19 protein-coding genes are annotated in these 26,534 nt (G+C 28.8%); 8 read left to right on the top strand and 11 right to left on the bottom strand.

Annotated elements, in window-relative coordinates; translation table 11 throughout:
* The first annotated feature begins 113 nt into the window (after positions 1-113).
* Together PG913_RS00255 and PG913_RS00250 are read left to right on the top strand one after the other, a co-directional pair.
* The gene (locus PG913_RS00255; RefSeq protein ID WP_271231104.1) at positions 114-923 is read left to right on the top strand and encodes a carbonic anhydrase; all 810 of its coding nucleotides are present in this window, start codon (positions 114-116) and stop codon (positions 921-923) included.
* Between the two features lie 177 nt (positions 924-1,100).
* Complete coding sequence (locus tag PG913_RS00250) at positions 1,101-1,271, top strand: hypothetical protein (protein ID WP_271231103.1); 171 nt, start codon at positions 1,101-1,103, stop codon at positions 1,269-1,271.
* A gap of 65 nt (positions 1,272-1,336) precedes the next feature.
* On the opposite strand, the gene PG913_RS00245 is transcribed toward PG913_RS00250, so the two are convergent.
* Entirely contained in the window at positions 1,337-2,515 is a 1,179-nt protein-coding gene (locus PG913_RS00245; RefSeq protein WP_271231102.1) for an acyl-CoA dehydrogenase family protein, read from the bottom strand.
* Positions 2,516-2,750: 235 nt separating this feature from the next.
* On the opposite strand from PG913_RS00245, the gene rnpA reads away from it, so the two are divergent.
* The 4 genes from rnpA to purD all read left to right on the top strand — a co-directional run bounded on the left by rnpA (position 2,751) and on the right by purD (position 7,831).
* On the top strand, positions 2,751-3,134 hold the full coding sequence (rnpA, locus tag PG913_RS00240; RefSeq protein WP_271231101.1) for a ribonuclease P protein component: 384 nt from the start codon (positions 2,751-2,753) through the stop codon (positions 3,132-3,134).
* Entirely contained in the window at positions 3,124-4,749 is a 1,626-nt protein-coding gene (locus tag PG913_RS00235) for a S41 family peptidase (protein ID WP_271231100.1), read from the top strand. The genes rnpA and PG913_RS00235 overlap by 11 nt, the downstream gene beginning before the upstream one ends.
* 39 nt (positions 4,750-4,788) lie before the next feature.
* The gene (locus PG913_RS00230) at positions 4,789-6,468 is read left to right on the top strand and encodes a DUF6909 family protein (protein WP_271231099.1); all 1,680 of its coding nucleotides are present in this window, start codon (positions 4,789-4,791) and stop codon (positions 6,466-6,468) included.
* An 88-nt stretch (positions 6,469-6,556) separates the two neighbouring features.
* A complete protein-coding gene (purD, locus tag PG913_RS00225; RefSeq protein ID WP_271231098.1) occupies positions 6,557-7,831 on the top strand; it encodes a phosphoribosylamine--glycine ligase in 1,275 nt (424 codons plus the stop codon).
* A gap of 52 nt (positions 7,832-7,883) precedes the next feature.
* Here purD and PG913_RS00220 read toward each other — a convergent pair whose 3' ends face one another.
* Both PG913_RS00220 and PG913_RS00215 read right to left on the bottom strand, forming a co-directional pair.
* Positions 7,884-8,927, bottom strand: coding sequence for a sensor histidine kinase (locus tag PG913_RS00220; RefSeq protein ID WP_271231097.1), 1,044 nt, complete (start codon positions 8,925-8,927; stop codon positions 7,884-7,886).
* Positions 8,928-8,982: 55 nt separating this feature from the next.
* On the bottom strand, positions 8,983-9,681 hold the full coding sequence (locus tag PG913_RS00215; protein WP_271231096.1) for a response regulator transcription factor: 699 nt from the start codon (positions 9,679-9,681) through the stop codon (positions 8,983-8,985).
* Between the two features lie 256 nt (positions 9,682-9,937).
* Between PG913_RS00215 and PG913_RS00210 the strand changes: the two genes are divergently transcribed.
* On the top strand, positions 9,938-10,654 hold the full coding sequence (locus PG913_RS00210) for a 3'-5' exonuclease (RefSeq protein WP_271231095.1): 717 nt from the start codon (positions 9,938-9,940) through the stop codon (positions 10,652-10,654).
* A 64-nt stretch (positions 10,655-10,718) separates the two neighbouring features.
* Here PG913_RS00210 and PG913_RS00205 read toward each other — a convergent pair whose 3' ends face one another.
* The 8 genes from PG913_RS00205 to PG913_RS00170 all read right to left on the bottom strand — a co-directional run bounded on the left by PG913_RS00205 (position 10,719) and on the right by PG913_RS00170 (position 24,414).
* Positions 10,719-12,452 carry a TonB-dependent receptor domain-containing protein gene (locus PG913_RS00205; RefSeq protein ID WP_333780823.1) on the bottom strand — a complete coding sequence of 578 codons (1,734 nt, stop codon included), beginning with the start codon at positions 12,450-12,452 and terminating at the stop codon, positions 10,719-10,721.
* On the bottom strand, positions 12,359-13,609 hold the full coding sequence (locus tag PG913_RS00200; protein WP_271231093.1) for a TonB-dependent receptor plug domain-containing protein: 1,251 nt from the start codon (positions 13,607-13,609) through the stop codon (positions 12,359-12,361). Before PG913_RS00200 ends, PG913_RS00205 begins: the two co-directional genes overlap by 94 nt.
* A 45-nt stretch (positions 13,610-13,654) precedes the next feature.
* Positions 13,655-13,921 (bottom strand): energy transducer TonB, encoded by a 267-nt coding sequence (locus tag PG913_RS00195; protein WP_271231092.1) that lies wholly within the window; start codon positions 13,919-13,921, stop codon positions 13,655-13,657.
* A 279-nt stretch (positions 13,922-14,200) separates the two neighbouring features.
* The gene (locus tag PG913_RS00190) at positions 14,201-14,380 is read right to left on the bottom strand and encodes a hypothetical protein (protein WP_271231091.1); all 180 of its coding nucleotides are present in this window, start codon (positions 14,378-14,380) and stop codon (positions 14,201-14,203) included.
* Between the two features lie 247 nt (positions 14,381-14,627).
* The gene (locus PG913_RS00185; RefSeq protein ID WP_271231090.1) at positions 14,628-14,939 is read right to left on the bottom strand and encodes a hypothetical protein; all 312 of its coding nucleotides are present in this window, start codon (positions 14,937-14,939) and stop codon (positions 14,628-14,630) included.
* A 414-nt stretch (positions 14,940-15,353) separates the two neighbouring features.
* Positions 15,354-17,228 (bottom strand): ABC-F family ATP-binding cassette domain-containing protein, encoded by a 1,875-nt coding sequence (locus tag PG913_RS00180; RefSeq protein ID WP_271231089.1) that lies wholly within the window; start codon positions 17,226-17,228, stop codon positions 15,354-15,356.
* Between the two features lie 75 nt (positions 17,229-17,303).
* Entirely contained in the window at positions 17,304-20,696 is a 3,393-nt protein-coding gene (locus PG913_RS00175; protein WP_271231088.1) for a GEVED domain-containing protein, read from the bottom strand.
* 343 nt (positions 20,697-21,039) lie between these two features.
* Positions 21,040-24,414 (bottom strand): GEVED domain-containing protein, encoded by a 3,375-nt coding sequence (locus tag PG913_RS00170; RefSeq protein ID WP_271231087.1) that lies wholly within the window; start codon positions 24,412-24,414, stop codon positions 21,040-21,042.
* A gap of 414 nt (positions 24,415-24,828) precedes the next feature.
* On the opposite strand from PG913_RS00170, the gene PG913_RS00165 reads away from it, so the two are divergent.
* Positions 24,829-26,490 carry an ABC transporter ATP-binding protein gene (locus PG913_RS00165; RefSeq protein WP_271231086.1) on the top strand — a complete coding sequence of 554 codons (1,662 nt, stop codon included), beginning with the start codon at positions 24,829-24,831 and terminating at the stop codon, positions 26,488-26,490.
* The last annotated feature ends 44 nt before the right edge of the window (positions 26,491-26,534 follow it).

The raw sequence follows: 26,534 nt of genomic DNA, 5'->3' as shown, positions 1-26,534 counted from the left end.
TTGATGTAAATTAACGTGCTTTTTTATCTCTAAAAAAGACTTTTAAGATTTTAGGTAATATCAGATATCAGATATTACCTATACTTTTAATGCTAAAATCTTAAAAAAACATTATGAAAACCTACTTTAAATTTAATTTACAATCATTTTTAAAGCTATTATTTTTATTTAATTTACTAACAATTTATAGTTGTAAAGACGATTCAATAAAAGATTTTGATGAAAATAAAAATTGTAACGAAATTAAATGGAGCTATAAAGGAGATATTGGTCCTACATATTGGGCTAGTCTGTGTGAGAATTTTTCTGAATGTAATGGTGATAAACAAACGCCTATTGATATAAATACTACTGAATCGAACATAGATGTTTCACTAAGCAAAATTGCTATAAATTATAATGATACAAAAACACATATTCTTAATAATGGTCATACAATTGAATTTGAATATGATAAAGGTAGTAGTATAACCGTTAATAAAACTACTTATGATTTGTTGCAATTTCATTTTCATACGGGAAGTGAACATTTAATCGATGGTAAACAATTTGATGCAGAACTACATTTAGTTCATAAAGATTCAACCGATAAATTAGCTGTTATTGGTGTTTTCTTTGAAATAGGGAATAGTAATACTCTCTTAGAAAAATACATGAAAAATTTTCCAGAATCAAAAAGTCAACCTGATTATAAATCAGATAAAGTTTTTAATATCAAATCAATACTACCTGCTAATCTTCAATATTATTCTTATCAAGGTTCATTAACTACACCTCCTTGTTCTGAAATTGTTAGTTGGCATGTATTGAGTAATAGAATTACAGCATCAGCTGTTCAAATAAATCGTCTTAAAGAAATTATGGGAGATAATTTTCGTCCCGTACATCCTATAAATGATAGAAAAATTAAACTTTCTAATTAATTTAAAAACATTTTATATAAATAATTTCAAAATAAAATACCTTTCTATTTAACAAAACTCCTCCCTTTATCTATATAAAGGGAGTTTTATTTTAAAATTACATTTTTTTCTAAAAGATGATAAAAATCATATTTTAAACAAATAAGCACTACTACTTTTGTCAAAAAAGTAAACAATATGATGCAATTGATTAATTTACCGATGGTTTCTTGGACAAATGGTACTATTATGATAGCCATTTTTGCACTTGTTTGTGTAGGATTAGTCGCTACTCTTTTAATTCTTATCGGTACTGGTAAGAAAAAAAGTAATCAATTGTATTTAAATTTTTATAGTTTTAATAGTTAATTTTAGAGAAGAAATGCTCTGTTTGTATGTTAGTGGTTTAGCGTTTAGAGCATTTCTTCCTCCTTTTACTTAAAAGCATTTAATCCTGTAATATCTAAGCCTGTAATTAACAAATGAACATCGTGTGTTCCTTCATAAGTAATTACACTTTCTAAATTCATAGCGTGCCTCATAATAGAATAATCCCCCGATATTCCCATAGCGCCTAAAATTTGTCGTGCTTCTCTAGCTATATTTATCGCCATATCAACATTATTTCTTTTTGCCATAGATATTTGAGCCGAACTTGCACGATTTTCATTTTTTAACACTCCTAATCGCCAAGTTAATAACTGAGCTTTGGTAATTTCGGTAATCATTTCGGCTAACTTTTTTTGTTGCAATTGAAATTGACCAATCGGTTTACCAAATTGTGTACGTTCTTTTGCGTATCGCAAAGCGGTATCATAACAATCCATTGCAGCACCAATAGCACCCCAAGCAATTCCATAACGAGCCGAATCCAAACATAACAAAGGCGCTCCTAATCCCGATTTATTAAGCAATATATTTTCTTTAGGAATTTTAACATTATCAAAAATAAGCTCTCCAGTAATTGAAGCTCTTAACGACCATTTATTGTGTGTTTCTGGCGTAGAAAACCCTTCCATGCCTCTTTCAACAAGTAAACCATGAATACGTCCTTCTTCATTTTTTGCCCAAACTACGGCAACATCACAAATTGGCGCATTCGAAATCCACATTTTTGCACCATTTAATAAGTAATAATCACCCATATCTTTAAACTTGGTTTCCATACCTGATGGATTACTTCCGTGATTTGGTTCTGTCAATCCAAAACTTCCAATCCATTCTCCTGAAGCTAACTTTGGTAAATATTTTTGGCGTTGTGCTTCATTTCCATAATTATAAATAGGCAACATTACTAAAGACGATTGTACCGAAGCTGTTGAACGAATACCACTATCGCCACGTTCTAATTCTTGCATTATTAATCCATAAGAAATTTGGTCTAAACCTGCACCTCCATATTCTTCAGGAATATATGAACCAAAAGCTCCAACTTCTGCCAAACCACTAATTAATTCCGTCGGAAACTTTGCGTTTTGTGCGGCATCTTCAATAATTGGAGACACATTTTTTTTTACCCATTCACGAGCAGTTTCACGAACAAGTTTGTGTTCATATGTTAATAAATCATCTGTTTGATAATAATCAGGTGCTTGAAATAAATCAGATTTCATAAAGTTATTTTAAGATTGTTTTAATGATTTTTTTTTGAAGCTATTTCCTGCTTTCCGCACTCGCTCTTTTTTGAAAAAAATCAAAAAAGGAGCTCAAACAATTGCTTCAATCAGGGCTAGAGATATCTTATAAAGATAAAAAATTAAAGATATCAATTTAAAAATCCTTAAAAAAAGCTTTTATAATAGGTTTTTATAAAAGATTTGTAGCGGTTTATGTATGTTTGTAATGATGATGAAATTTACACTAGGAAAACAAGAACGATTAAAGAGCAAAAAGCTGATAGGCAAATTGTATGAAGAAGGAAAATCTATAAAAGTTTTTCCACTTCGAATGGTATATATACAAACAGAACATACTTCAAAATTTCCTGTTCAGGTAGGAGTTTCTGTTCCAAAAAGAAATTTTAAAAGTGCGGTTGACAGAAACCGAATAAAACGTTTATTACGTGAAACGTATCGAAAAAAGAAATATACAGTCTATGATGCTGTAAATAAACCTCATGTCTTTATGATTTCTTATATTGCAAGAGACGAATGGACTTATGCCGATTTAGAAGTTAAAATGAAGAAATTATTAACGCTATTTGTCACTGAAATTAATAAAAATGAAGAATAAAAAAGCGCTTTTTTTTGGTTCACTTATTGTTATTTCTGTTTTTTTTTCATTTCAATCTAAGTTTTTTGAAATTGCAAAACAAATAGAAATTTACAACAACTTATTCAAAGAATTAAACATTAATTATATTGATGAAATTAATCCTGGAGAATTAACAGACAAAGCCATTAAAAACACGCTTAAAAATTTAGACCCTTATACCAATTTTTACAACGAACAAGATGTGGAAGATGCACGTATTAGACGTGAAGGAGAATATGGAGGTATTGGAATTTCTGTTTTTTATACAAAAAAAGGAATTAGTGTTTTAGAAGTTTACAAAGGGTTTTCAGCAGATAAAGCAGGCTTAAAAGCAGGTGATATTATTACAACAGTGAACGGTCAAAAGTTAATTGAACTAGCCAAAAACCAATATTCACAAATGCTTAAAGGAACTCCTAATAAAGAACTTTCTTTAATTATTGATAGAAATGGAACACTAAAAAATATTGATTTAAAACTAGATAAAGTTATTTTAAATCCTGTTCCTTTTTACAATATGATTGATGCCGAAACTGGCTATATTATTTTAACAAAATTTACCAATCAAAAAGCAACACAAGAAGTTGCCAAAGCTTTCAATGAATTGAAAGAAAAAGGAATGAAAAAGTTAGTTTTTGATTTACGTAACAATCCTGGAGGTTCTTTATTTGATGCCGTAAATATTACAAATATATTTATTCCAAAAGGCTTAAAAGTAGTAGATACTCGTGGTAAAACTAAAAAAAATAGCAATATTTATAAAACAAGAAGAGATCCTTTAGATACTGAAATACCTGTTGTTGTTTTAATAAATGATCGTTCTGCTTCGGCTTCTGAAATTGTATCGGGTGCTTTGCAAGATTATGATAGAGCCGTAATTATGGGCGAACGCTCTTTTGGAAAAGGTTTAGTGCAACGTTATTTTAAACTAAATTACGGAACACAAATGAAAGCTACTATTTCGAAATACTATACTCCTAGCGGACGTTGTATTCAAGAATTAGATTATACTAATAGAGATGCTAAAACAGGACAAGTTCCTAAGTTTTCTGAAGGAACAGTTAATCAATTTAAAACAAAAAACGGAAGAACGGTTTATGATGGCGGTGGTGTAAATCCTGATATAAAAACAGGATTCTCTAAAAAATCAGTAGAAACAAAAAAACTATTAAAATCGAAAGCTATCTTTAATTTTGTAACTGATTTTACCAATAAAAATGAAAACTTAATAACAGATAATTTTAGTTTTAAAACTGAAAATTTTACAGACTTTAAAAACTATTTACTTTATAAAGACACATCTTTTGTTTCCAAAGAAGAAAAATTATTTAAAAAAGCATATCATTCAGTAAAAAATAACAATGATATTTCAACAGAATATAAAGCTATTATTCAAAAATTGAAAAAAGAAAAAGTAGCACAAATTGTTATCAACAAAAGTTTTTTATCTAAAGAAATACAAAATCAAATTATAAAAAGATACGTGTATAAAGAAGGGTTATTTAAGCATCAACTTAAAAATGATGAAACCATAAGCAAAGCTGTGAGTTTACTTAATAATCAAAAAAAATATACTAGTATTTTAACAAAATAAAAATCAACAAGTTAATTTGTATATTTGGTATAAAAAAATATGCCAAACCCCAATTATAAAGAACGTACCAGAGCACAAGAATCTACCAATGCAATAGAAAAACTATATATATCTATGCGTCATTTATTTAGTCGCGGATTTTATAAACCTATGGGAATTTCTGGTGAAACATTACGTAAATCGTTATTACAATTAAGACCTGAAATTTACGGATCAATTGCTGAAAGTAAAATCGAATTAAACGGTTTAGTTTATATTATTGAACGATTACCCGAAGGAATTGAAGAATGTCAATTTATCAACTTAACTGCTGATGAAGGATATCGAAATTCAAAATTTAAAACAATTGTTCCTCCGAAAAGACGAAGAAATTGTTATCGTATTGATAAAGATCAAATGAATATCGAAATTACTCGTGGTCGTTCTGAAATTTATGATATTCTAACTCACATAACTTTTTTATTTATTGAATCGCATAAAATAAAAGACCGTGTTATTTCTGATACCGAAGATGGTTTTATTAGAGAATGGCTTCTTTTAGAAGATATTGTAATTTATAATAAAACACTTACGGATGAAGAAAAAGATGTAATTGTTGTACATCTTGGAAACATTTTAGGAAGAACTTATGATGAGGTATATACAACTTACAATACCTTTTCATCCGAAGAAAATCCTAACAGATTTTTTCACTTAATATATTGGTTAGGTAAACTAGCAATTAACGAAACAACAAACGACAACAAACGTTCTATAAAATTTAGTACTGCTTTAATAGAAGAAATTGGACATCATATTTATGGTGAAATTTGGGCAAATACTATTAAAAAATCGTTGCTTGATAATAACTTATTAAAACGTCCTATTCATATTATTAGTGCCAATATGCACAGCGTTATGAATAGTATTTATGCAAAAAATGCCCTACCTAAAGAAGCTAAAAATAATAAAGGCTTTGAACTTTTTGAAGTATTAAGTAATAGTGATAGTCATAATTTACAAGAAACTGTTAAAAATTATGCTTCAGAAAATGGACTGATTTATTTGAAAGATACTTCAGGAACAAATATTAATGTTCAAATTATTGATACCGAAAAAATAAATTTTGATACTACTTCCTTTAAAAAAGTAAATTCCGAAGGACAAAAACCAGTACTTATAGTAATGGATTATGCTTTTGGTGAACAAGCTTTTGAAACTATGGATGAATTATTAAAACCGTATAAAACCGATGGAAAAAGGATTCACTTAAATGTTGATTCTGTTTCTATAATGGGAAAAGCAGGAATTTTAGAAGGTGGAAAAGGTGATATTATGATTCCTTCGGCACACATTTTTGAAGGTACTGCGGATAATTATCCGTTTAAAAATGAATTATCAAAAGAAGATTTAGAAGGCTTTGGCGTAAATGTTTTTGATGGCGCTATGGTTAGTGTACTTGGAACTTCTTTACAAAATAAAGATTTATTGAAGTTTTTTCATGATTCAACATGGAATGTTATCGGTTTAGAAATGGAAGGGGCACATTATCAGAAAGCAATTCAATCTGCATCTAAAATTAGAGGTAATGTTAGAGAAGATATTAAAGTAAGATACGCCTATTACGCCTCTGATAATCCACTAGAAACAGGTGCTACTCTTGCCTCTGGAGGTTTAGGTATGAGCGGAGTGTTACCCACTTATGTAATTACACAAAAAATACTAGAACAAATATTTTAATAATTATTTTAACAATTAAAGGCTATTTTTTAAAATAGCCTTTTTTCTTATTTTATATTTGCATTTACAACAATACAACACATACACAATGAATATTTTAATTTTAGGGTCAGGAGGTAGAGAACATGCTTTTGCAAAAAAACTTTCAGAAAGTAATAAAACAAAAAAACTTTTTGTAGCACCTGGTAATGCAGGTACTAGTGAGGTTGCAACAAATATTGCAATCAATCCAACAAACTTTAATCAAGTAAAAGAAGTTGTTTTACAACACCAAATTAATATGGTTGTTGTAGGTCCTGAAGCTCCTTTAGTAGAAGGTATTCATGATTTCTTTTTAGCTGATAACGAGTTAAAAAATATTGCTATTATTGGTCCTAAAAAAGACGGAGCTTTATTAGAAGGTAGTAAAGATTTTTCTAAACAGTTTATGATTAAGCACAATATTCCTACTGCAAAGTATGAATCATTTACGGCTGAAACTTTACAACAAGGACAAGCTTTTTTAGAAACTTTAACTCCTCCTTATGTTTTAAAAGCTGATGGATTAGCTGGTGGTAAAGGTGTTTTAATTTTAACTGATTTAGATGAAGCAAAAGCTGAATTAAAAGAAATGCTTTCAAATGAAAAATTTGGAGCAGCTTCAGCAACCGTTGTTATTGAAGAATTTTTAAAAGGAATTGAGCTTTCTGTATTCGTTTTAACAGATGGAAAAAATTATAAAATTTTACCTTCTGCAAAAGATTACAAACGTATCGGTGAAGGAGACGCTGGTTTAAATACTGGTGGAATGGGTGCTATTTCTCCTGTTCCTTTTGCTACAGATGATTTTTTACAAAAAGTAGAAGATTTAGTAGTTAAACCAACTATTGATGGTTTACAGAAAGATGGAATTGATTACCGTGGATTTATTTTTATCGGATTAATGAACGATAACGGAAATCCATCTGTTGTAGAATATAACGTTCGTATGGGAGATCCTGAAACAGAAGTTGTTTTACCAAGAATTGAATCTGATTTAGTTGATTTATTCGAAGGTGTTGCAAATAGAACTTTAGATGAAAAATCATACGAAGTAACTTCTCAAACCGCAACAACAGTAATGTTAGTTGCAGGTGGATATCCTGAAGCATATGAAAAAGGTAAAGAAATTACTGGTTTCGATTTAGCTGAAGATTCTATTGTTTTTCATGCAGGAACAACAGAAAAAGATGGTAAAGTAGTTTCAAATGGAGGAAGAGTTATGGCGGTTACTTCTTTTGGAGATTCTATTCAAGAAGCACTTGATAAATCATACAAAAGCATCGACAAAATTTCTTTTGAAGGAATGAATTACAGAAAAGATATTGGATTTGATTTAGTATAAATAGTAAATAAAATCATAAAAAAAGGAGTTGATTAAATCAACTCCTTTTTTATTACATTGCTTTTTCTAAAGTAAAAGAAAACTCTGATCCTTTACCATAATCACTTTTTAGTAAAATGGTTTCGTTATGAGCTTCAATAATATGTTTTACAATTGATAAACCTAAACCAGAACCTCCTTGTTCACGAGAACGACTTTGATCTACTCGATAAAAACGTTCAAATAAACGTGATATATGATCTTCTTTAATACCTTCTCCATTATCAGTTATTTTAATAATAAACTTATTAGGGCTGTAACTTTCAATACTTGCTGTAGTAATACCTCCTACTTTACCATATTTAATAGAGTTAACTATTAGGTTAATTAAAACTTGTTCAATACGCTCAACATCACCTCTAACAAAACGAGGAAACTCATAAATTGTATCAAATAACAAAGTAATGTTTCGTTTTTTAGCTTTCATTTCAAATAAATCAAAAACATTTTGAATAAGCTCTACAATATTAAAGGTTTGAATATTCATTTTCATTCCTTCAGTTTCCAATTTAGCAAGCGTGTCTAAATCTTTAATAATAGAAGTCAATCTTTCTACGCCTTTATTAGCTCTTCCTAAATATTTTGTACGGATTTCTTTGTCTTCGGCTGCGCCTTCAATCAAAGTTAAAATATACCCTTGTATTGTAAAAAGTGGCGTTTTTAACTCGTGTGCTACGTTTCCTAAAAAATCTCTTCTAAAAGAATCTCTTTGTGTTAATACTACTATTTCTTTACTTCTATCTTCTACGTATGTTTGTAGGCTTTTGGTTAATGCCTCAACATCTGTTGTAACATCTTTTCTTTCTAAATCATTAACATCTAAAATAGAAATATCTTCATATAATTTTTTTACTCTTTGATAAATAAAATGTTCAGCTCTGTATTGAATAATCAAAAATAAAACAATAAACATTAAAATTCCAAAAATAACAACAGCCCATATACCTAATAAATCAATTAAAATAAAGTACGATAATAAAGCAATTATTACAGAAATTGAAGTAGAGTAAAATGCTGACCAAAGCGCGTAACGATATGTTTTTTTAATTTTTTTCATTATAAAAAAATAGATTGCTTTTCAGCAATCTATATCTATTTATTTTTAGTTATTTTTACTTGTCTTCCCCTTCTAAAACAAATTTATATCCAACACCTTTAACAGTTTTGAAAAAATCATCTCCTATTTTTTCTCGAAGTTTACGAATATGAACATCAATAGTTCTTCCTCCAACAACAACTTCATTACCCCAAACGCTATCTAAAATCACTTCTCTTTTAAATACCTTTCCTGGTTTTGATGTTAATAATGATAGCAATTCAAATTCTTTTCTAGGTAAAGCAATTTTTTTATCACCTTTTAATACAATGTATTCATCTCTATTAATAACAATATCTCCTAATGTTGTTGTTGCAGCTGTTTTATCTTCTGTTTTTAAACGTCTTAATAAAGACTTTATTTTACTTACTAATACTTTCGGTTTTACAGGTTTAGTAATATAATCGTCAGCACCAGCATCAAAACCTGCCATTTGTGAATAATCTTCACCTCTAGCAGTTAAAAAAGAAATAATTACATTCTCTAAAGATTTGATATTTCTAATTTTCTCACAGGCTTCAATACCATCCATTTGAGGCATCATAATATCTAATAATATTAAATGCGGGGTTACTTTTTTTGCTAATTTTACTGCTTCAGCACCATTATTGGCTGTAAAAACCTGATACCCTTCTGATTTTAAGTTATATCCTACTATTTCTAAGATATCTGGCTCATCATCAACTAGTAAAATTTTAACATCATTCGTGTTCATAAGTCATTTTATATTATGTTACCCAAAAGTAACTATAAAATTATAAATTGTACACCATCTTCTTTAACTTAACATTCATTTAATCTTTCATAAACCTTTGCTTAAATAGTGGCACATATTGTGATAAAGGTTTTTGTATCTTTATAAAAATTGATTTTTCATCAAAAAACCAGAAAGAATTAAGTAATTATTGTTATTCAAATAAACAAGTATAATTACTATTTAAAGACAATCTAATTATTTTAAAAAATAAAAAATGCTACATAAAATAGAACTAGAAAATATTTTATTTTTAGATATTGAAACTGTTCCTGAAAAAGAGTTTTTTTCTGATTTATCCGAAGAAAAACAAAAACTGTATGCCTTAAAAACTGAATATCAGCGAAAAGAAGATATTGAAGCAGTAGATTTTTATCACAAAGCTGGTATATGGGCAGAATTTGGAAAAATAATATGTATCTCTGTTGGGTATTTTGTTAATAAATCATCTGAAAATCAGCTTCGAATTACTTCTTTTTCTGGTGATGATGAAGAGCGTATTTTAATAGATTTTAAAAAATTACTTGACACACATTTTAATAAAGAAAAACAACTATTATGTGCTCATAATGGTAAAGAATTTGATTTTCCATATATAGCTCGTCGCGTGATTATAAACAGAATTGAATTACCTAAAAAGCTAAATTTATTTGGAAAAAAACCTTGGGAAGTTCCACATTTAGATACCTTAGAATTATGGAAATTTGGCGATTATAAACACTATACTTCCTTAAATTTATTAACAGCTATTTTAGATATTCCTTCACCAAAACAAGATATTAACGGAAGTGAAGTGGCTAAAGTTTATTATAAAGAAAAAAACTTACCTAAAATTGTGAGTTATTGTGAACGAGATACTATAGCTGTAGCACAATTATTATTACGTTTTAGTAACAAACCATTAATTAGTAACGAATCAATAGTTAAAGTATAACTTATAAAAAACAGTTTTCTTAAAAAAGAAAACTGTTTTTTGTACTATTAAAGATATCTATTTTTTAATCATTTATTTTCCAAGAAACATAATATACAGATCCTATTTCACCAATACCAGGAGCTGTTAAATAAGGTGTACCAAATAAATTGGTTCCCCCCACTTTAAAAGTAGATTTTATAGTAGGAACTCTCAAATTTATTTGTGCATCTAATACTGTTCTAGCAGATATAACACTATTTACAGCATTTGAACTCCATAGGAAACTATCTTGCCAGCGTGCATTTATATTAAAACCTACATTTTTAAAAACAGTTTCTTTTCCTAAAGAAGCTCGAAACTTGTGTTCTGGTGTATTAAAAAAGCTTCCTGTTTCATAAATATCACCTCCTTTTTGATGTTCTTTAAATTTATTATACATATAATTCACACCAATATTTAGCCCGTCTAAAACAGCAGTACTTAAAGAAATACCACCTCCATAATAATCATGATTTTGTGGACTATTAACTCTAAAAGCAAATTGAGCATAATCATATCTTCCAATTGCAAAAGGTGCTAAAAGGTCTGTACTTCCTTGATTTATATCTCCAAATAAGGGAGTACTTACTATTTTAGTTACAATAAAATCTTCTACAATACTATAGTATCCATTTACATCAATCTCAAATAAACTACCAAATAAATCAAAAGAACTTCGATACCCTGTTTCAAATGTTTTTACTTTTTCTGTTCTTAATGGATTAATTGTAGCCTTTTCTAAAAGTCCTACATTATTCTGAATTGCTAATAGTGGACTAATATTATTATCTATACTTTCAATAACTGCGTTACTAAATGATTGTTGTGAATTTAAAGTATATGAATTTTCTACTATCTGTTTCCCTGTTAAACTTACTGATGTTCCAACTACAGGAATCCCTGGACTACCAGGTCTTAAGGCTATTGTTCTAGATACATAACGCTCTAAATTTCCAGACACATTACCAACTTCAAAAATACGACTTCCTAAATTTTGATCTGCATATTGATCTGCAGATGTTGGGTTTCTAAAGGCTGTTTGATAAGATCCTCTAAAATTATGATTTCTATTTACACCTGATGCATAAGTAGCTGAAATTCGAGGAGAATAATTCCCTTTAAAATTTGTTGATTTATCATAACGAATAGAACCTGTTAACCTTAAACGATCATCAACTAATTTTTTAATTACCTGTGTGTAAATACCATAAGAATCATAAATAATTGGATCATTTAAATCTGTAAATAACTGACCTTTTGAATTTAATTTATGTTGTCTATAAGTTGCTCCCATTTGAATGTCTGCAAACGTAACAACATCAGTCAAGTTAAAATCAATATCACCATTTATATAGCTAGAATTATCTGTAGTTTTAGCACCTCCATCACTTATATTTTTATTTTTTAAGGTATTAGAAATGGCATCAATAGTACCATTTTTATGTCGTTCAGCATAAATTCTAGCTTGTTCATGTGCCATGATATCTGCCTGTTCTACACTATTAGTTTGTATTGCCGTTTCAAATGTATTCCCATAAACTGCTCCGTAATCTTGATACCAGATATCATCTATTGAATAAGAATTATTAATACCTTCGGCCAATAAAACGGTATTAAACGATTTATCTCCTTGATTAAAATTCACATAATATCCTCTTGCAGTTACATACTTCGATTTTAGCTCTAATTTATGTTGCTGAAATAAAGCACCTTCTTGAACATAACGAGTATCTCCTTGTAAGGTATTATCACCATAAGAATATTTTGAGTTCCATATAAGTTCAAGATTTTTTTCCCCGTAGGTCTAAAATATAAAGAACCATCAAAAAATACAGATTTCATATGATTATTTACTAAGCTATTATTATCAATTCCTGTTCTTGAAACTCTAGAGTTTGGTACTTTTTTAGTTATCCCTGGTGTAATAACACCACCTTCTTCTAAAAATAATAAAATACTTTTAAGATCAACGTTCGAATCATCACCATATACATTTACTCCGTTATAAGCTGTAGTATTATCTCTATTTCCAAGCCCTATATTTCCATCTAAATCGATATTTCTAGTATCAACAGCATTCCATTCTTCAGCAATTGTTTGACTAAAATTAACTTTAGCGGCAAAATTATCATTAAAAGCATAAGCCATTCGAACTCCTGTATCATTAAAAGCATTTATTTCTGCTGTATTTTGATTCTGTTCACTTATTCCTAATTTAGAATAAGCACTTATTCCTCCATACTCAAATGGATTTTTACTACGCATTAATAAAATACCATTAAAAGCATTTGCTCCATACAAGGCAGATGCTGCTCCTGGTAATATCTCTACATTCATAACATCTAATTCATTTAAGCCAGTTACATTTCCAAAAGAAAAGTTACCCGAAGGACTCGCTGTATCAGTACCATCTACTAACTGTACAAAACGAACATTTTCTAAAGATGCAAAACCTCTTGTATTAATCATTTTTACATTAAAACCAATTGTATGTATATCTACATCTTTTAAATTTACCAAATCATCATAAAAATTTAGCGAAGTATTATTTTTAATATCTCTAGCACCTACTCTTTCTATTGTTACAGGTGATTCTAATATTCTTTCAGGTATACGCGAAGCGGAAACAATAACTTCCTGAAGTCTTGTTTTTACTTTTAATACTACATTAATTTTTTGATTTTCTTTAGTTATTTGTACCGTTTGTGTTTGGTAGCCAACACCTGTTATTAATATTGAAAAAGGTAATTTTTTATTTACTTTTAATGTAAAACTACCATTAATATCTGTGGTTGTTTTTACTGGTAAAGATGTTACATTTACAATAGATATAGGCTCTAAGTAAATATCGAATACCTTTCCTTTAACTGTAACTTGTGCTGTTAATAGAGTAGCATAAAAAAATACTACTCCTGTTATTAATAATCTAATCATAGTTGAATGGTTGTTGATTATAATACTATTTGGGGGAAATTATTTTTATTCTTCTAATGAAAAGTTAATAGGAAAGCCAAACTTAGAATGTACTTTTTTTCCTTTTTTCATTGCTGGAGTAAATTTTGGTAAATTAGAAACAACTCTTATTGCTTCATCAATTAATACCTCACCATTTTCAGGTCCTAAAGTTTTAATATTAGTAACAGTTCCGTTTTCATCTATTATAAAACGAATCCAAACTTCTCCTTGGGTTTTTGAAATGACTGCATCGTTAGGATATCTAAAGTGTTTTTGAATATGCAACATCATCTGTTCATTAAAACAATCTAAATTTTTAGAATTATTTTCTGATTTACAAGAATTAAAAACAGGAATTTTATCAACATCTTCAAAAGCAGCAGCACTTCTTGCTTGTTCTGATGATAATTTACTGATAAGATTTGCTACTTTTGTATTTAAAAAAATGGGGGTTGAAATTACTTCTTTTGTATTTGTATTTTGAACACCTACAGTATTTATACCTTTAACAGCTCTTGCCGATTTTTTTAATCTTTTTCGTTTTATTAAACTTCTTCTAGAAACTGATACTTATACTGATATTTGTTTTAAATTTTTATCAGTAGTATTATCTAGTTTTTTAACACTACATTTTGTAATACTATTTAAATCTTCAATATTTTCTTCTGGTGATACACATTTTTCTTGAGCATTTCCAAAACTGATAATAATAAAAATACAAAAAACGAAAATTATTTTTCTTTTTTTCATAATAATTAGGGGGGTTATTTTAAAATTAAAAAAGATAAAAGACTAAATTACAAGTACTTTCATTGTTAAATATCAGAAAAAAAATCTATTAAAAAAAATTTATTTATTTATTCTTTAAAAAAAATAGTGAAAAAATCAATAATTTTCATTTAACTTTAACTGAACTATCAGTGTCAATAATTTAAAATTTTAATTACACTTATTCTTACAATTATAGATAAATGTAATCAATATAGAAATACAGATTTTAATTATTCAATATGATTCTTTTAGTAAATTTATTTTCTTTTTTTAAGTTTCTAAATTTCTTAGAATTGCTATATATTCCTATCTTTTTTAATCTTTTTCGCCTAATTAAACTACGTCTTGATACTGATTTATTCGTTAAAGAATCAGCTATTTTTTTTCTAAAAACTGATGGTTTTTTCTCTATAGTACATTTTGTAATACTATTTAAATCATTTATAATTTCGTTTGAATGTTCACACTTTTGTTGTGCATTTGTAAAATGAATGATTACTAAAAGTAAAATAGCTAAAATTCTGTTTCTTTTTTTCATTATAATATAGCTTTTGTTTTCAATTATATAAATAACAGAAAAACTGTTTTTTAGTTTAATTTTATATAAACTTCGGAATATTTATATCGATAAAAAAGCAACATAAAATGAATTGATAAAAACACCCTATTAATAATTAGTTCGAAAACAAACAATAAAACACTTGTAATCAGGTAATTAAAGAATGTATTTATTAATATTACAAATTCAAATAAACGAATCATTTTAAATACATAACCTGAAATAAAAACAAGATTCTATTAAATAAAAAAAGGGTTTTTCCTATAAGAAAAGGGTAGTAAATTTTTAATATGTAACATAAAAAAACCGTGTTGATTACTATTAAATAGTAATTAACACGGTTATGATATATAAAACTTAGGTTACGTTTTTTAAGGTAATTAAAACATAAAATTATTCACCTTCTATTTTCATTGAAAGCTCAAACCAACGTTCTTCTTTAGTTTCTAAAGCCTCAATTATTTCTTGAAGTTCTTTTGATTTATCGTTAATTTCTTCAGGAGAAAATTCAACATTCATAAATTTACCTTCAATAATTTGTTTTTTCTTTTGAAGTTTTTCAATATCTTTTTCTAGCAAGCCCCATTCTCGTTTTTCATCAAAACTTAATGCTACTTTTTTATTTGTTTTAACGGGAGTAGCAACTGCTTTTTTAGCTTCATTTTTTACCTCTCTTGCTTCTTTTACTTTAGAGTCTTCATAAGCTCTAAAATCAGAATAATTACCAGGAAAATTATCAATAACACCTTCGCCTCTAAAAACAAATAAGTTATCAACAATTTTATCCATAAAATAACGATCGTGAGAAACGACCATTAAGTTACCAGGATAATCTAATAAGAAATTTTCTAATACATTTAATGTTACTACATCTAAATCGTTAGTAGGTTCATCTAAAATTAAAAAATTTGGGTTTTGAATTAAAATTGCACATAAATACAATCGTTTTTGTTCTCCACCACTTAATTTTTCAACAAAATCGTATTGTTTTTTTCTATCGAATAAAAAGCGTTCTAATAATTGACTTGCAGATATTTTTCGTCCTTTTGATAACGGAATATATTCTCCAAATTCTTTAACAACTTCAATTACTTTTTGACCTGGTTTTATAACAATTCCATTTTGAGTATAATATCCAAACTTCACTGTTTCACCAATAGTCACTTTTCCGCTATCTAATTCGATACCTCCAGTAAGCATATTTAAAAAAGAAGATTTACCTGTACCATTTTTACCAATAATACCGATACGTTCTCCACGTTTAAAAACATAATCGAAACCGTTTAAAATTACTTTATCATCAAACGATTTGTGCATTTTATGAAGCTCTAAAATTTTACTTCCTAAACGCTCCATGTTAATTTCTAACTGAACCTCGTGTTCGTTACGTCGTTTATGAGCTTTTTCTTTGATTTCATAAAAATCATCGGTACGAGATTTCGATTTTGTAGTACGTGCCTTTGGTTGACGACGCATCCAATCTAATTCTTTTTTGAATAAACTTTTTGCTTTTCCTAAATTGGTTGCTTCAAGAGCTAAACGTTCCTCTTTATTTTGTAAATAATAAGAATAATTTCCTTTGTATTTATATAATTGTCCGTTATCTAATTCGATAATTTCATTACACACACGCTCTAAAAAATAACGGTCGTGAGTAACCATAAATAAGGTGATTTTTTCTTTAGCGAAAAAAGCCTCTAACCATTCAATCATTTCTAAATCTAAATGATTGGTAGGTTCATCTAAAATTAATAAATCAGGTTTTTTAATAAGTACAATTGCCAATGCTAAACGTTTCTTTTGTCCTCCAGAAAGTTTATTTACTTTTAATTGTAAATTATCTAATTTTAATTTAGATAAAATTTGCGTGTATTGCGTTTCAAAATCCCACGCATTGTATTGCTCCATTAATTCAAAAGCTTCTTGAAAAGCATCTGCATTATCAGGATTTTCTACTGCTTTTTCGTATTGTTTAATTACTGATAAAACTTTATTATCCGTAGAAAAAATAGTTTCTTCAATCGTTAAATCAGGATTTAAATTATCCGCTTGCGATAAATAGGCAATGTCAATATCTTTTCTACTAACAACCTGCCCTGAATCAGCGGTATCAACTCCTGCTACGATATTTAAAATAGACGTTTTACCGCTACCATTTTTAGCAACAAAAGCTATTTTTTGATCTTTATTAATTCCGAAAGAAATGTCTTCAAATAACACTTTTTCTCCATAAGCTTTTGCAATGCCTTCAACTGATAGGTAATTCATATTCTATATTTTATGCAAAGAAACAAAAAACCCGAGCAAATGCTCGGGTTTTCTTTATTTAATAAGAAAGTTGTATTATTTCTTCAATAATTTTCTTGTAAATGTTTTTTGACCATCGTTAATTTCTAAAATATAAATTCCAGAAAGAAGATTTGTAACATCTAATTTAGAGTTATTTAAATCACCTTTTTGTACAATACTACCTATTGTATTTACAATTCTATAAGTAATATTTGTTGCTTTTGAAGCTAAATAAACATGTACAAAATCTACTGATGGATTTGGATATATCAATAAGTTTGATGTTTCTTGAGTTTTAATATCTTCTCCTGAAACACTCATTGTTGTTAATGTATTTATAAATGATGTAGATGTAGCTGTAGTAATATTAACTGTATAATCTTCTACTTCTCCATCTCCAAAATTTTCACATGGAGTTGATGCTAATTCAAACTTCATTGAAACACGCATTCTTGTTCTACCTAATTTAGCATTTGATGGTATCGTAATATTTGTAATTCTATTTAATTTACTTACAGAGTTACCTGTTACTATTTGCTCACCTGCATCAGTAAAATCACCATCTCTATTATAATCAATCCAAACTGTAAAGTGCTCATTATAAGATCTACTTGCAAAACCAGCGCTTAAAACTAATTGATTTGTACTTCCTAAGGCTACTGTTGCTATTTTTGATGTAAAATCACCATAACCTCCATCACGACCTGTTGTATTAGTCATTCCTCCAAATGATACATAATCTATCCATTCGTAATTAACTCTAGCTCCTTTTGAAGTACAGTAAGTTATATCATTTAATAATGTTGTTGCATTAACTTCATTACTTGAAACTGAAACATTTCCTTCAGCATCAATAGCTTTTACAGAAAAAACATATGTTGTTGCTTCTGTTAAACCTGTAACTTGTAGTGTTGTATTAGCGGTATTAATTAATTTTATTCCATCTTGATATACCTCATAACCTGTTACTCCTACATTATCTGTAGCTTCAGACCAATCTAAAGTTAAAGCTGTTTTATCAATATTTGATACAGATAAATTAGCAGGAGCACTTGGAGCAGTAGTATCAGTTTGATCTTCTTCAATTACAACAGTATAATCTTCAACCTCACCATAAGAAAATGAAGATTCACAAGCTGTTGGTACTTCATTATACTTTAATACGATACGCATTCTTGTTGCTCCATTTACTGCAGATAAAGGCACTGTAAAAGTACCAGCAACAGGAGTATCTTTTGATGGATTGTTTATAAAAACAGCTTCTCCTTCATCAGAAAAATCACCATCTTTATTATAATCAATCCAAACACCACATCCTTCATTATAAATAGTACTAGTCCAATTTGGAGTAATTGTTATTGTATTAGATGATCCTTTTATTAATTTTGTAGAAATTGAAGTATAATTTGAATACCCATTCTCTCCTGTTGATGCATTATTTATAGTACCTAATACTACATTTTGAATATATTCATCACTTGCACTATTTGATTCAGAAATACAGTAATTTAAAGGTACATCTGTAGTTGTAAAATTTACTGAACTACTATAATTAGAATTATCTGAAGAACATCTACTACGTACTTGTACTTCATATTCTGTTAATTCTAACAAATCATTTAATGTATTTTTATTTACTGATACTTCTTTTGTTTCCCAAGATGAAGTAGAAACAGCTCTATATCTTAAATCGTATGTTGCTCCTGGTACCATTTCCCAATTTACAACTGCTTTTTTTGCTGTAACTTCTGTAACAGAAAGTTCTACAGGTGTAGTTGCATTACACACTACTGGTGTACTTGTTAAACCTGTTAGAATTAAACTATAATTTTGACTACCACCAACTAAAGAACCTTTATTTGTTACTGTAATAGTGTAAGTTCCTGAAGCATTATCTACATCAACTCTTTCATAAGGGTCTACATTATTATCTCTTTTTGTACTTGTTGTTGCTCCTGTCAATTCATATGGAAAATAAGTTTCTCCATCTTTAGAAACTCTTATATCTAAATCATTTACTAAAACAGGTGTAGTAGAATTAAGTGTAGTAGTAGCTACACCAGGTCTATCTGTCCAAGAAATAGAAGCTAATAATGGATTAATTCCATCAGATTCAACTGTAATTGTATAAGTATTTCCAGATGTTAATGTTAACTCTTCTATTTTTGATTTATTTCCTTTATTAGTAATTACTTCTGCTGCTTTTTTAGTGTGTAATAACCCCCAACCAAAAACAGCATCAGGTCCAGAAACTCCAGCATCATCAGCAGTATGAAGTGCTAAACCTTTTAAAGTAGCAGCTTTCATAAAATCACCATTACTTAAATTTTTATAATGCTCTTGTAATAAAAGTAAAGAACCTGTTACATTTGGTGACGCCATTGATGTACCTGTAATAGACTGATAATCAGAATCACTACTTTGATAAGTAGAATATACTCCAGTACCATTTCCTGTAATATCTGGTTTAATTCTAAAATCATCTGTAGGTCCTTCACTACTTGAATTATTAATATAAACAGAAACTAACTCTCCGTTTGAATTAATAGTTGCATCATTAGCATTTGCAACTACTAAATTATTTTTTGATGTTGTACGTCCTGTTAGTTTATCAAAACCATAACCTCCCGTTGGGTTTGTATTTGCTGAATTATCATATCCATCATTACCTGCAGCAACTACCATTAAATAATTTGGCGCATTAAAAAGTATTTCATCCCAATCTCTAGACTCATCAATATAACCACCAAAATAATATTGAGGTAATTGTACTTGTCCCTGTTGATCTCTTGCTGCATAACCATAAGAGTGATTAGATATTAACATACCATTTGAAGCTTCTGTTATAGCTTCAGATTTATCACTATTCCAATCAAATCCTTTTACTTTTGAATATGGTGCCATACCTTTTGCGTTTGCAACAACACCTGAAGACATAATAGTACCTGTTACGTGAGCAGCATGAGAATTTAAAGAACCATAATCTCCAGCTGAAAACCTATTCGCTCCTCCTGCTCCATGATATTCTTGATGAGAAGCTCTTGCAATACCCCCGTCCCATACACGAGCTGTAATTCCTTGTCCCATTAAATTTAAGCCTAATGAACCTCCAATATTTAAATGATTTGCTCTTGTTGATTTTGATGCTGAAACATTAAAAGTAGTATAATAAATTGGTTTACCATTTACAATTCTTTGTAATTCAAGTAGAGCCCCATCTTTTTTGGTAAATTTAGTCTTCCAACCTTTTTGTTTTGCTACTCGTATAGCATGTTCTTTCTCGGTTTTTGCTACTTCCTGAAAGCTTTTTTCTAATTGTTGAAGTTTGGTTAAATTGTATTTACTACGAATTTGTGTTACTTCTTTCTTACTTTGAGCCTGAATATGAAAATTTAGTCCAAGGACTAAACTAACAAATACAAAACCTTTAATATACTTGTTTTTCATTTTAAATGAACTTAAAAATTAATTATTAGAACACATTAGTACCTAATATGTTAACAGATTACAAGTATAGATAGTTATTATCATATCTACAAAAAAAAGACACTAAAATGATGATAATTTGTTAAAAACAGTTAAAAAAAGATATTTACTTATTCTAACTTTATATAGAAGTTGTTAATTCTATATAAATTAAAATTTAATCAGTAATCTTTCAAACAAAAAAATTGTTTTTATAGTTTTTATTAATTCCAAAAGAGGTGTTATCAAATAGCATTTTTTTATAAACCTTTATAGTCTACTGCTATTCTTTAAAAGAAATAATTTACATACAAAAAAACTCTTATTATTTTTTTAATAACTTTACTGTAAGGTTTTTTTGACCATCGTTAATTTCTAAAATATACATTCCTGAAGTAAGATTTGTAATATTTAATTTAGAATTATTTAAACGACCAATTTGTACAACACTTCCCTGCACACTTACAATTTTATAAGTAATATTACTTGCTTCTGATACTAATTTAACCTTTACAAAATTTACTGCAGGATTTGGATATACAGACAGAATTGGTTCATCTTGAACTCGAATATTTTCTTCCAAAAAATCAGAAGAATCTCTATTTAGCGATTCAGAAATTATATTAACTGTATAATCTTCTACTTCTCCATCACCAAAATTTTCACAAGAATTTGGTAATACGCCATATTTCATTGAAACACGCATTCTTGTCTTCCCTAATTTTGCATTTGTTGGTATTACAATATTAGCAACCCTATTAGTTCCACTTGAAGAGTTTCCTTTTGTAACTGTTTCACCAGCATCTAAAAAGTCTCCATCTCCGTTATAATCTATCCATACAGTAAAATGTTCATTATATGCTGTTTCTAAAAACCCTGCACTTAATATCAACTGATTAGTACTACCTAATGATACTGTTGCTACTTTTGATGTAAAATTACCATACCCATCATTTGCTCCTGTAGTATTCATCATTCCTCCGAAAGCAACATAATCAATCCACTCATAATTACTTGTTATTCCTTTTGATGAACAATACTTAATATTATTAGGTAAAGTTTTTATACTAACTACATTACTTGCTTCTGATATATTTCCTCCCACATCTTTTGCTTTTATAAAAAAAGAATATAGCGTTTCAGCATTTAGCCCTGTAATTGTTGTAGCTGTAGTTTTTACAGTTTCTAATTTAGTAGTTCCTTCATATATATCATAACTTGTTATAGCTAAATTACCAACAGGTGCAGACCAATTTAAAGTTAAACTGTTTTGTCCATTTTTTGAAACTAGCAAGTTTGATGGAGCACTTAATACAGTATCTTCTTCTTCAGTAATTACAACTAAATAATCTTCTACTTCTCCATAGTCAATAGATCTTTCACATGCTGTTGGTATTTCATTATTTTTTAATATTATACGCATTCTTGTTGCACCTTTTTTAGCAAAATAAGGCACTGTAAAAGTTCCACTTACTGGAGTTTCTTTTCCTTTAAATTTAGCCCATACTTTTTCACCTGAATCAGAAAAATCACCATCTTTATTGTAATCAATCCAAACACCATAACCTTCATTATAAGAATTACCTGACCATTTTGGAGTAATAGTAATAGTATTTGATTTTCCTTTTATTAAATTAGTTGAAATAGATGTATAATCTGAATATCCATTTCCTCCTGTTGATAGATTATTAATTGCTCCTAATGTTACTTTTTGGATATACTCGTTATTTATATTAGCTCCTTTTGATGTACAATAATTTAACTCTCTACCTGAAGTTGTAAAATAAACTGAAGGACTGTAACTCGATTTTCCTAAAGGGCAAATACTACGTATTTGAATTTCATATAAAACTGATTCTGATAAACTACTTAATCCAATAGAATTTTGATAAGCAGGCTTTATGATCCAAGAAGAAGCTAAAACCGCTTTATATCTAAAATCATATGTTGCACCAATAACTTTTTCCCAATTTACAAGTACTGCTGTCTCAGAAAATTCATTAGTAGAAATTTTTGTTGGAACTGTTATATTACAAATAGTTGGTAAACTTTTAATACCTGTTACTATTAATGAAAAATTTTGGCTTCCTCCTGTTAAAGTTCCTTTATGAGTTACCGTTATTGTGTATCTTCCTTTAGCTCTACTAAGATCAATTCTTTCAAAAGGATCTACATTATTATCTTGTTTACTACTAGTAGTTGCTCCTGTTAATTTATAAGGTAAATATGTTTTTTCTGAATGAGATACTCTTATATCTAAATCATTTATTAAAATAGGAGTTGTAGAATTTATCATTCCACTTACCGAACCAGGTCTATCTGTCCAAGAAATAGATGCTAATAAAGGACTCTCTCCATCAGAATCAACAACAACAGTGTATGTTTCCCCCGAATTTAATGTTAATTCTTCAATTTTAGAATTAGTTCCATTATTAGTAATTGCTTCCGTAGCTTTTTTAGCATTTAACAATCCCCAACCAAAAATAGCATCTGGTCCAGAAAACCCTGCGTCATCAGCTGTATGAAGAGCTAATCCTTTTAGAGTAGCCGCTTTCATAAAATTTCCATTATTTAAGTTTTTATAATGTTCTTGTAATAAAATTAGAGAACCTGAAACATTTGGAGCCGCCATAGAAGTTCCTGACAATGACCCATAAGCTGTATCACCACTTGTGTAAGTAGAATAAACTGACGAACCATTACCTGTAATATCTGGTTTAATTCGAAAATCATCCGTAGGTCCTTGGCTACTACTTCCCGAAATAGAAACAGTTATTAAATTTCCGTCAGCATCTACTATTGCATCTTGTGCATTTGCAACTACTAAATTATTTTTAGAAGTTGTTATACCTGATAATTTATCATAGCCATAACCTCCTGTTGGATTGTCATTTGCTGAATTATCATAGCCATCATTTCCTGCAGAAACAACCATTAAGTAATTTGGAGCATTAAATGCAATAATATCCCATGACCTAGAGGTATTAATATATCCTCCTAAATAAAACTGAGGTAATTGTACATTTCCTTGCTGACTTCTAAGAATATACCCATAAGAATGATTTGAAACTAACATACCTTCTGAAGCAGCTGTTATAGCTTCCGATGTATCATTATTCCAATCATAGCCAACAACTTTTGCGTGCGGTGCCATTCCTTTTGCCTTGGCTACAAAACCCGATGCCATAATAGTACCTGTTACATGACCAGAATGATAATTTTTAGTAGTAGTACCATCTCCTACAGAAAAACGATTACTTCCTCCTGAACCATCGTATTCTTGATGTGTTATTCTTGCCACTCCAGCATCCCAAACATGTGCAGTCATACCTTGTCCCATTAGGTTTAATCCTAATGATCCATCAGTATTTAAATGGTTTGTTCTTGTAGATTTTGCTGCATTAGTATTAAGAGTGGTATAATAAATAGGTTTTCCATTTACTATTTTTTGTAATTCAACAAAATCACCTTTTTTAGTTGTAAACTTCGTTTTCCAACCTTGTTCTTTTGCTATTTGTAATGCTTGTTTTTTTTCTGCGATTGCAGTTTTTTGAAAGTTATCTTTTATTTCTTGAAGCTTTGTTAAATTGTATGTACTACGAATTTTTGCAACTTCTCTTTTGTTCTGAGCTTGAGATTGAATATTTAATCCAAAAACAATACTTGCTAATGCAAGACTTTTTAAGTAAACGTATTTCATTTTTTCAGGGGGTATGAAATTAATTATTATGTTTATATTTATGTTATCATCAAAATCTTTTTTTATGTTTATGTATCTCTCAAATATAACGAAAAAATAACACGCTAAATACTCATTTACAACCAACTAGACTTTAAACATCTAGTTTATCATTATGAAAAATCAGTAAATACAGTCTTTTTTAGTTAATTTTAATCGCACTCATTTTTTTTATTATTTTTTATCTATACTAAACAGAGGGTGTTATAACTCAATGATTTTCAGTTAAATAACTTATTCATATGAAAAATCATATTATTTTATAACTTGATAAAAATTTAGCTCATTAATCATTAATATTAACCAATTACAATTGACATTCGTTTTTAAAAGAATTGAAAAATATTAATTGTATTTTTATTAAAATTTACACAGATGCTACAAATTAAAAATTTAGAAATAAGTTTTAAAAATGCACCGTCCATTATTCAAAATGTATCTTTTAACGTAGAAAAAACTACGGTGACTGGTATTGTAGGAGAAAGTGGTAGTGGAAAATCGGTTACTTCATTAGCTATTTTAAGGTTACTTCCTAAATCGGCAACTATAAAAGGTGAAATTTTATTTAACAATCAAAATTTAGTCGCTTTAAATAATACAGAATTTCAAAAAATTAGAGGAAGTGAAATAGCCATGATTTTTCAAGAACCGATGAGTTCTTTAAATCCAACATTAACCTGTGGATTTCAAGTTTCAGAAGTTTTACAACAACACACAAATTTATCAAAAGAAGAAATAAAAGAAGCCGTTATATCTCTATTTGAAAAAGTACAGCTTCCAAGACCAAGTGCTATTTTTAACTCGTATCCGCATCAAATAAGTGGCGGACAAAAACAACGTGTTATGATTGCAATGGCAATTGCTTGTAAACCAAAACTTTTAATTGCTGATGAACCTACAACCGCTTTAGATGTTACGGTTCAGAAAGAAATAATTTTACTTTTAAAAAAACTACAGAAAGAATATAAAATGGGAATTATTTTTATTTCTCATGATTTAGGTTTGGTATCAGAAATAGCAGATACTGTTGTTGTAATGCACAAAGGAAAAATAGTTGAAAAAGGTATAACAAAAGAACTTTTTTTACATCCGAAGGAAAACTACACCAAAGCATTAATAAACTCAAAACCAACAGTAAAAAAACGTTTTAAAATATTGCCTACTGTTATTGATTTTATCCAAAACACTGTAAAAACAGAATTGTATACAGATGAAGAACGTAACGAATTTCATCAAAAAATATATGTAAAAGCACCTCTTTTAGAAATTAAAAACCTGCATAAAGAATTTATATCAAAAGCTTCTTGGTTTTCTAAATCGAGTTCTGTAAAAGCAGTAAACAACGTATCTTTTAAAATTTATGAAGGCGAAACAATAGGTTTAGTCGGCGAAAGTGGTTGCGGAAAAACAACACTCGGTAGAACCATTTTACAGCTAGAAAATGCTACTTCAGGGCAAGTAATATATAAAGGAGAAGATATTACGAAGCTTTCAAAAAAATCATTTAAAAAATTACGTAAAGAAATTCAAATTATATTTCAAGACCCTTTTTCATCCTTAAACCCAAGAATTACGGTAGGAAATGCCATTATTGAGCCGATGAAAGTTCACAATATTTTAAATTCATTAAAAGAACGAAAAGAATATGTATTCAATTTATTAGAAAAAGTAGGCTTAGAAAAAGCGCATTTTTACAGATATCCACGTGAGTTTTCTGGCGGACAACGACAACGAATCGGAATTGCCAGAACCATTACTTTACAACCTAAATTAATTATTTGTGATGAATCGGTTTCGGCTTTAGATGTATCAGTACAAGCACAAGTTTTAAACTTATTAAACCAATTAAAAGCTGAATTTAATTTCACATACATATTTATTTCTCATGATTTATCAGTAGTAAAATATATGTCTGATCAATTAGTTGTTATGAATAAAGGTAAAATAGAAGAAATTGCCGATGCCGATGAAATTTACAACAATCCGAAAACAACCTACACAAAAACATTGATAGCTGCAATACCAAAAGGTTTGTAACTTTTTTCAATACCATATTAATAGTATATTGCAGCGTTAAAACC

The organism is Tenacibaculum pacificus, from assembly GCF_027941775.1.
In the GTDB taxonomy this organism is placed as follows: domain Bacteria; phylum Bacteroidota; class Bacteroidia; order Flavobacteriales; family Flavobacteriaceae; genus Polaribacter; species Polaribacter pacificus_A.
This window is presented reverse-complemented; position numbering and strand designations above follow the sequence as displayed.

Excerpts from the sequence above, each read along its gene's own strand:
- PG913_RS00200 (WP_271231093.1), bottom strand. The coding sequence starts at position 13,609 with ATGATTAGATTATTAATAACAGGAGTAGTATTTTTTTATGCTACTCTA.
- PG913_RS00195 (WP_271231092.1), bottom strand. The coding sequence starts at position 13,921 with ATGATGTTGCATATTCAAAAACACTTTAGATATCCTAACGATGCAGTC.
- PG913_RS00185 (WP_271231090.1), bottom strand. The coding sequence starts at position 14,939 with ATGAAAAAAAGAAACAGAATTTTAGCTATTTTACTTTTAGTAATCATT.
- PG913_RS00215 (WP_271231096.1), bottom strand. The coding sequence starts at position 9,681 with ATGAACACGAATGATGTTAAAATTTTACTAGTTGATGATGAGCCAGAT.
- PG913_RS00250 (WP_271231103.1), top strand. The coding sequence starts at position 1,101 with ATGATGCAATTGATTAATTTACCGATGGTTTCTTGGACAAATGGTACT.
- PG913_RS00175 (WP_271231088.1), bottom strand. The coding sequence starts at position 20,696 with ATGAAAAACAAGTATATTAAAGGTTTTGTATTTGTTAGTTTAGTCCTT.
- PG913_RS00210 (WP_271231095.1), top strand. The coding sequence starts at position 9,938 with ATGCTACATAAAATAGAACTAGAAAATATTTTATTTTTAGATATTGAA.
- PG913_RS00170 (WP_271231087.1), bottom strand. The coding sequence starts at position 24,414 with ATGAAATACGTTTACTTAAAAAGTCTTGCATTAGCAAGTATTGTTTTT.
- PG913_RS00235 (WP_271231100.1), top strand. The coding sequence starts at position 3,124 with ATGAAGAATAAAAAAGCGCTTTTTTTTGGTTCACTTATTGTTATTTCT.
- PG913_RS00220 (WP_271231097.1), bottom strand. The coding sequence starts at position 8,927 with ATGAAAAAAATTAAAAAAACATATCGTTACGCGCTTTGGTCAGCATTT.
- PG913_RS00255 (WP_271231104.1), top strand. The coding sequence starts at position 114 with ATGAAAACCTACTTTAAATTTAATTTACAATCATTTTTAAAGCTATTA.
- PG913_RS00190 (WP_271231091.1), bottom strand. The coding sequence starts at position 14,380 with ATGAAAAAAAGAAAAATAATTTTCGTTTTTTGTATTTTTATTATTATC.
- PG913_RS00230 (WP_271231099.1), top strand. The coding sequence starts at position 4,789 with ATGCCAAACCCCAATTATAAAGAACGTACCAGAGCACAAGAATCTACC.
- PG913_RS00245 (WP_271231102.1), bottom strand. The coding sequence starts at position 2,515 with ATGAAATCTGATTTATTTCAAGCACCTGATTATTATCAAACAGATGAT.
- rnpA (WP_271231101.1), top strand. The coding sequence starts at position 2,751 with ATGAAATTTACACTAGGAAAACAAGAACGATTAAAGAGCAAAAAGCTG.
- PG913_RS00165 (WP_271231086.1), top strand. The coding sequence starts at position 24,829 with ATGCTACAAATTAAAAATTTAGAAATAAGTTTTAAAAATGCACCGTCC.
- PG913_RS00180 (WP_271231089.1), bottom strand. The coding sequence starts at position 17,228 with ATGAATTACCTATCAGTTGAAGGCATTGCAAAAGCTTATGGAGAAAAA.
- purD (WP_271231098.1), top strand. The coding sequence starts at position 6,557 with ATGAATATTTTAATTTTAGGGTCAGGAGGTAGAGAACATGCTTTTGCA.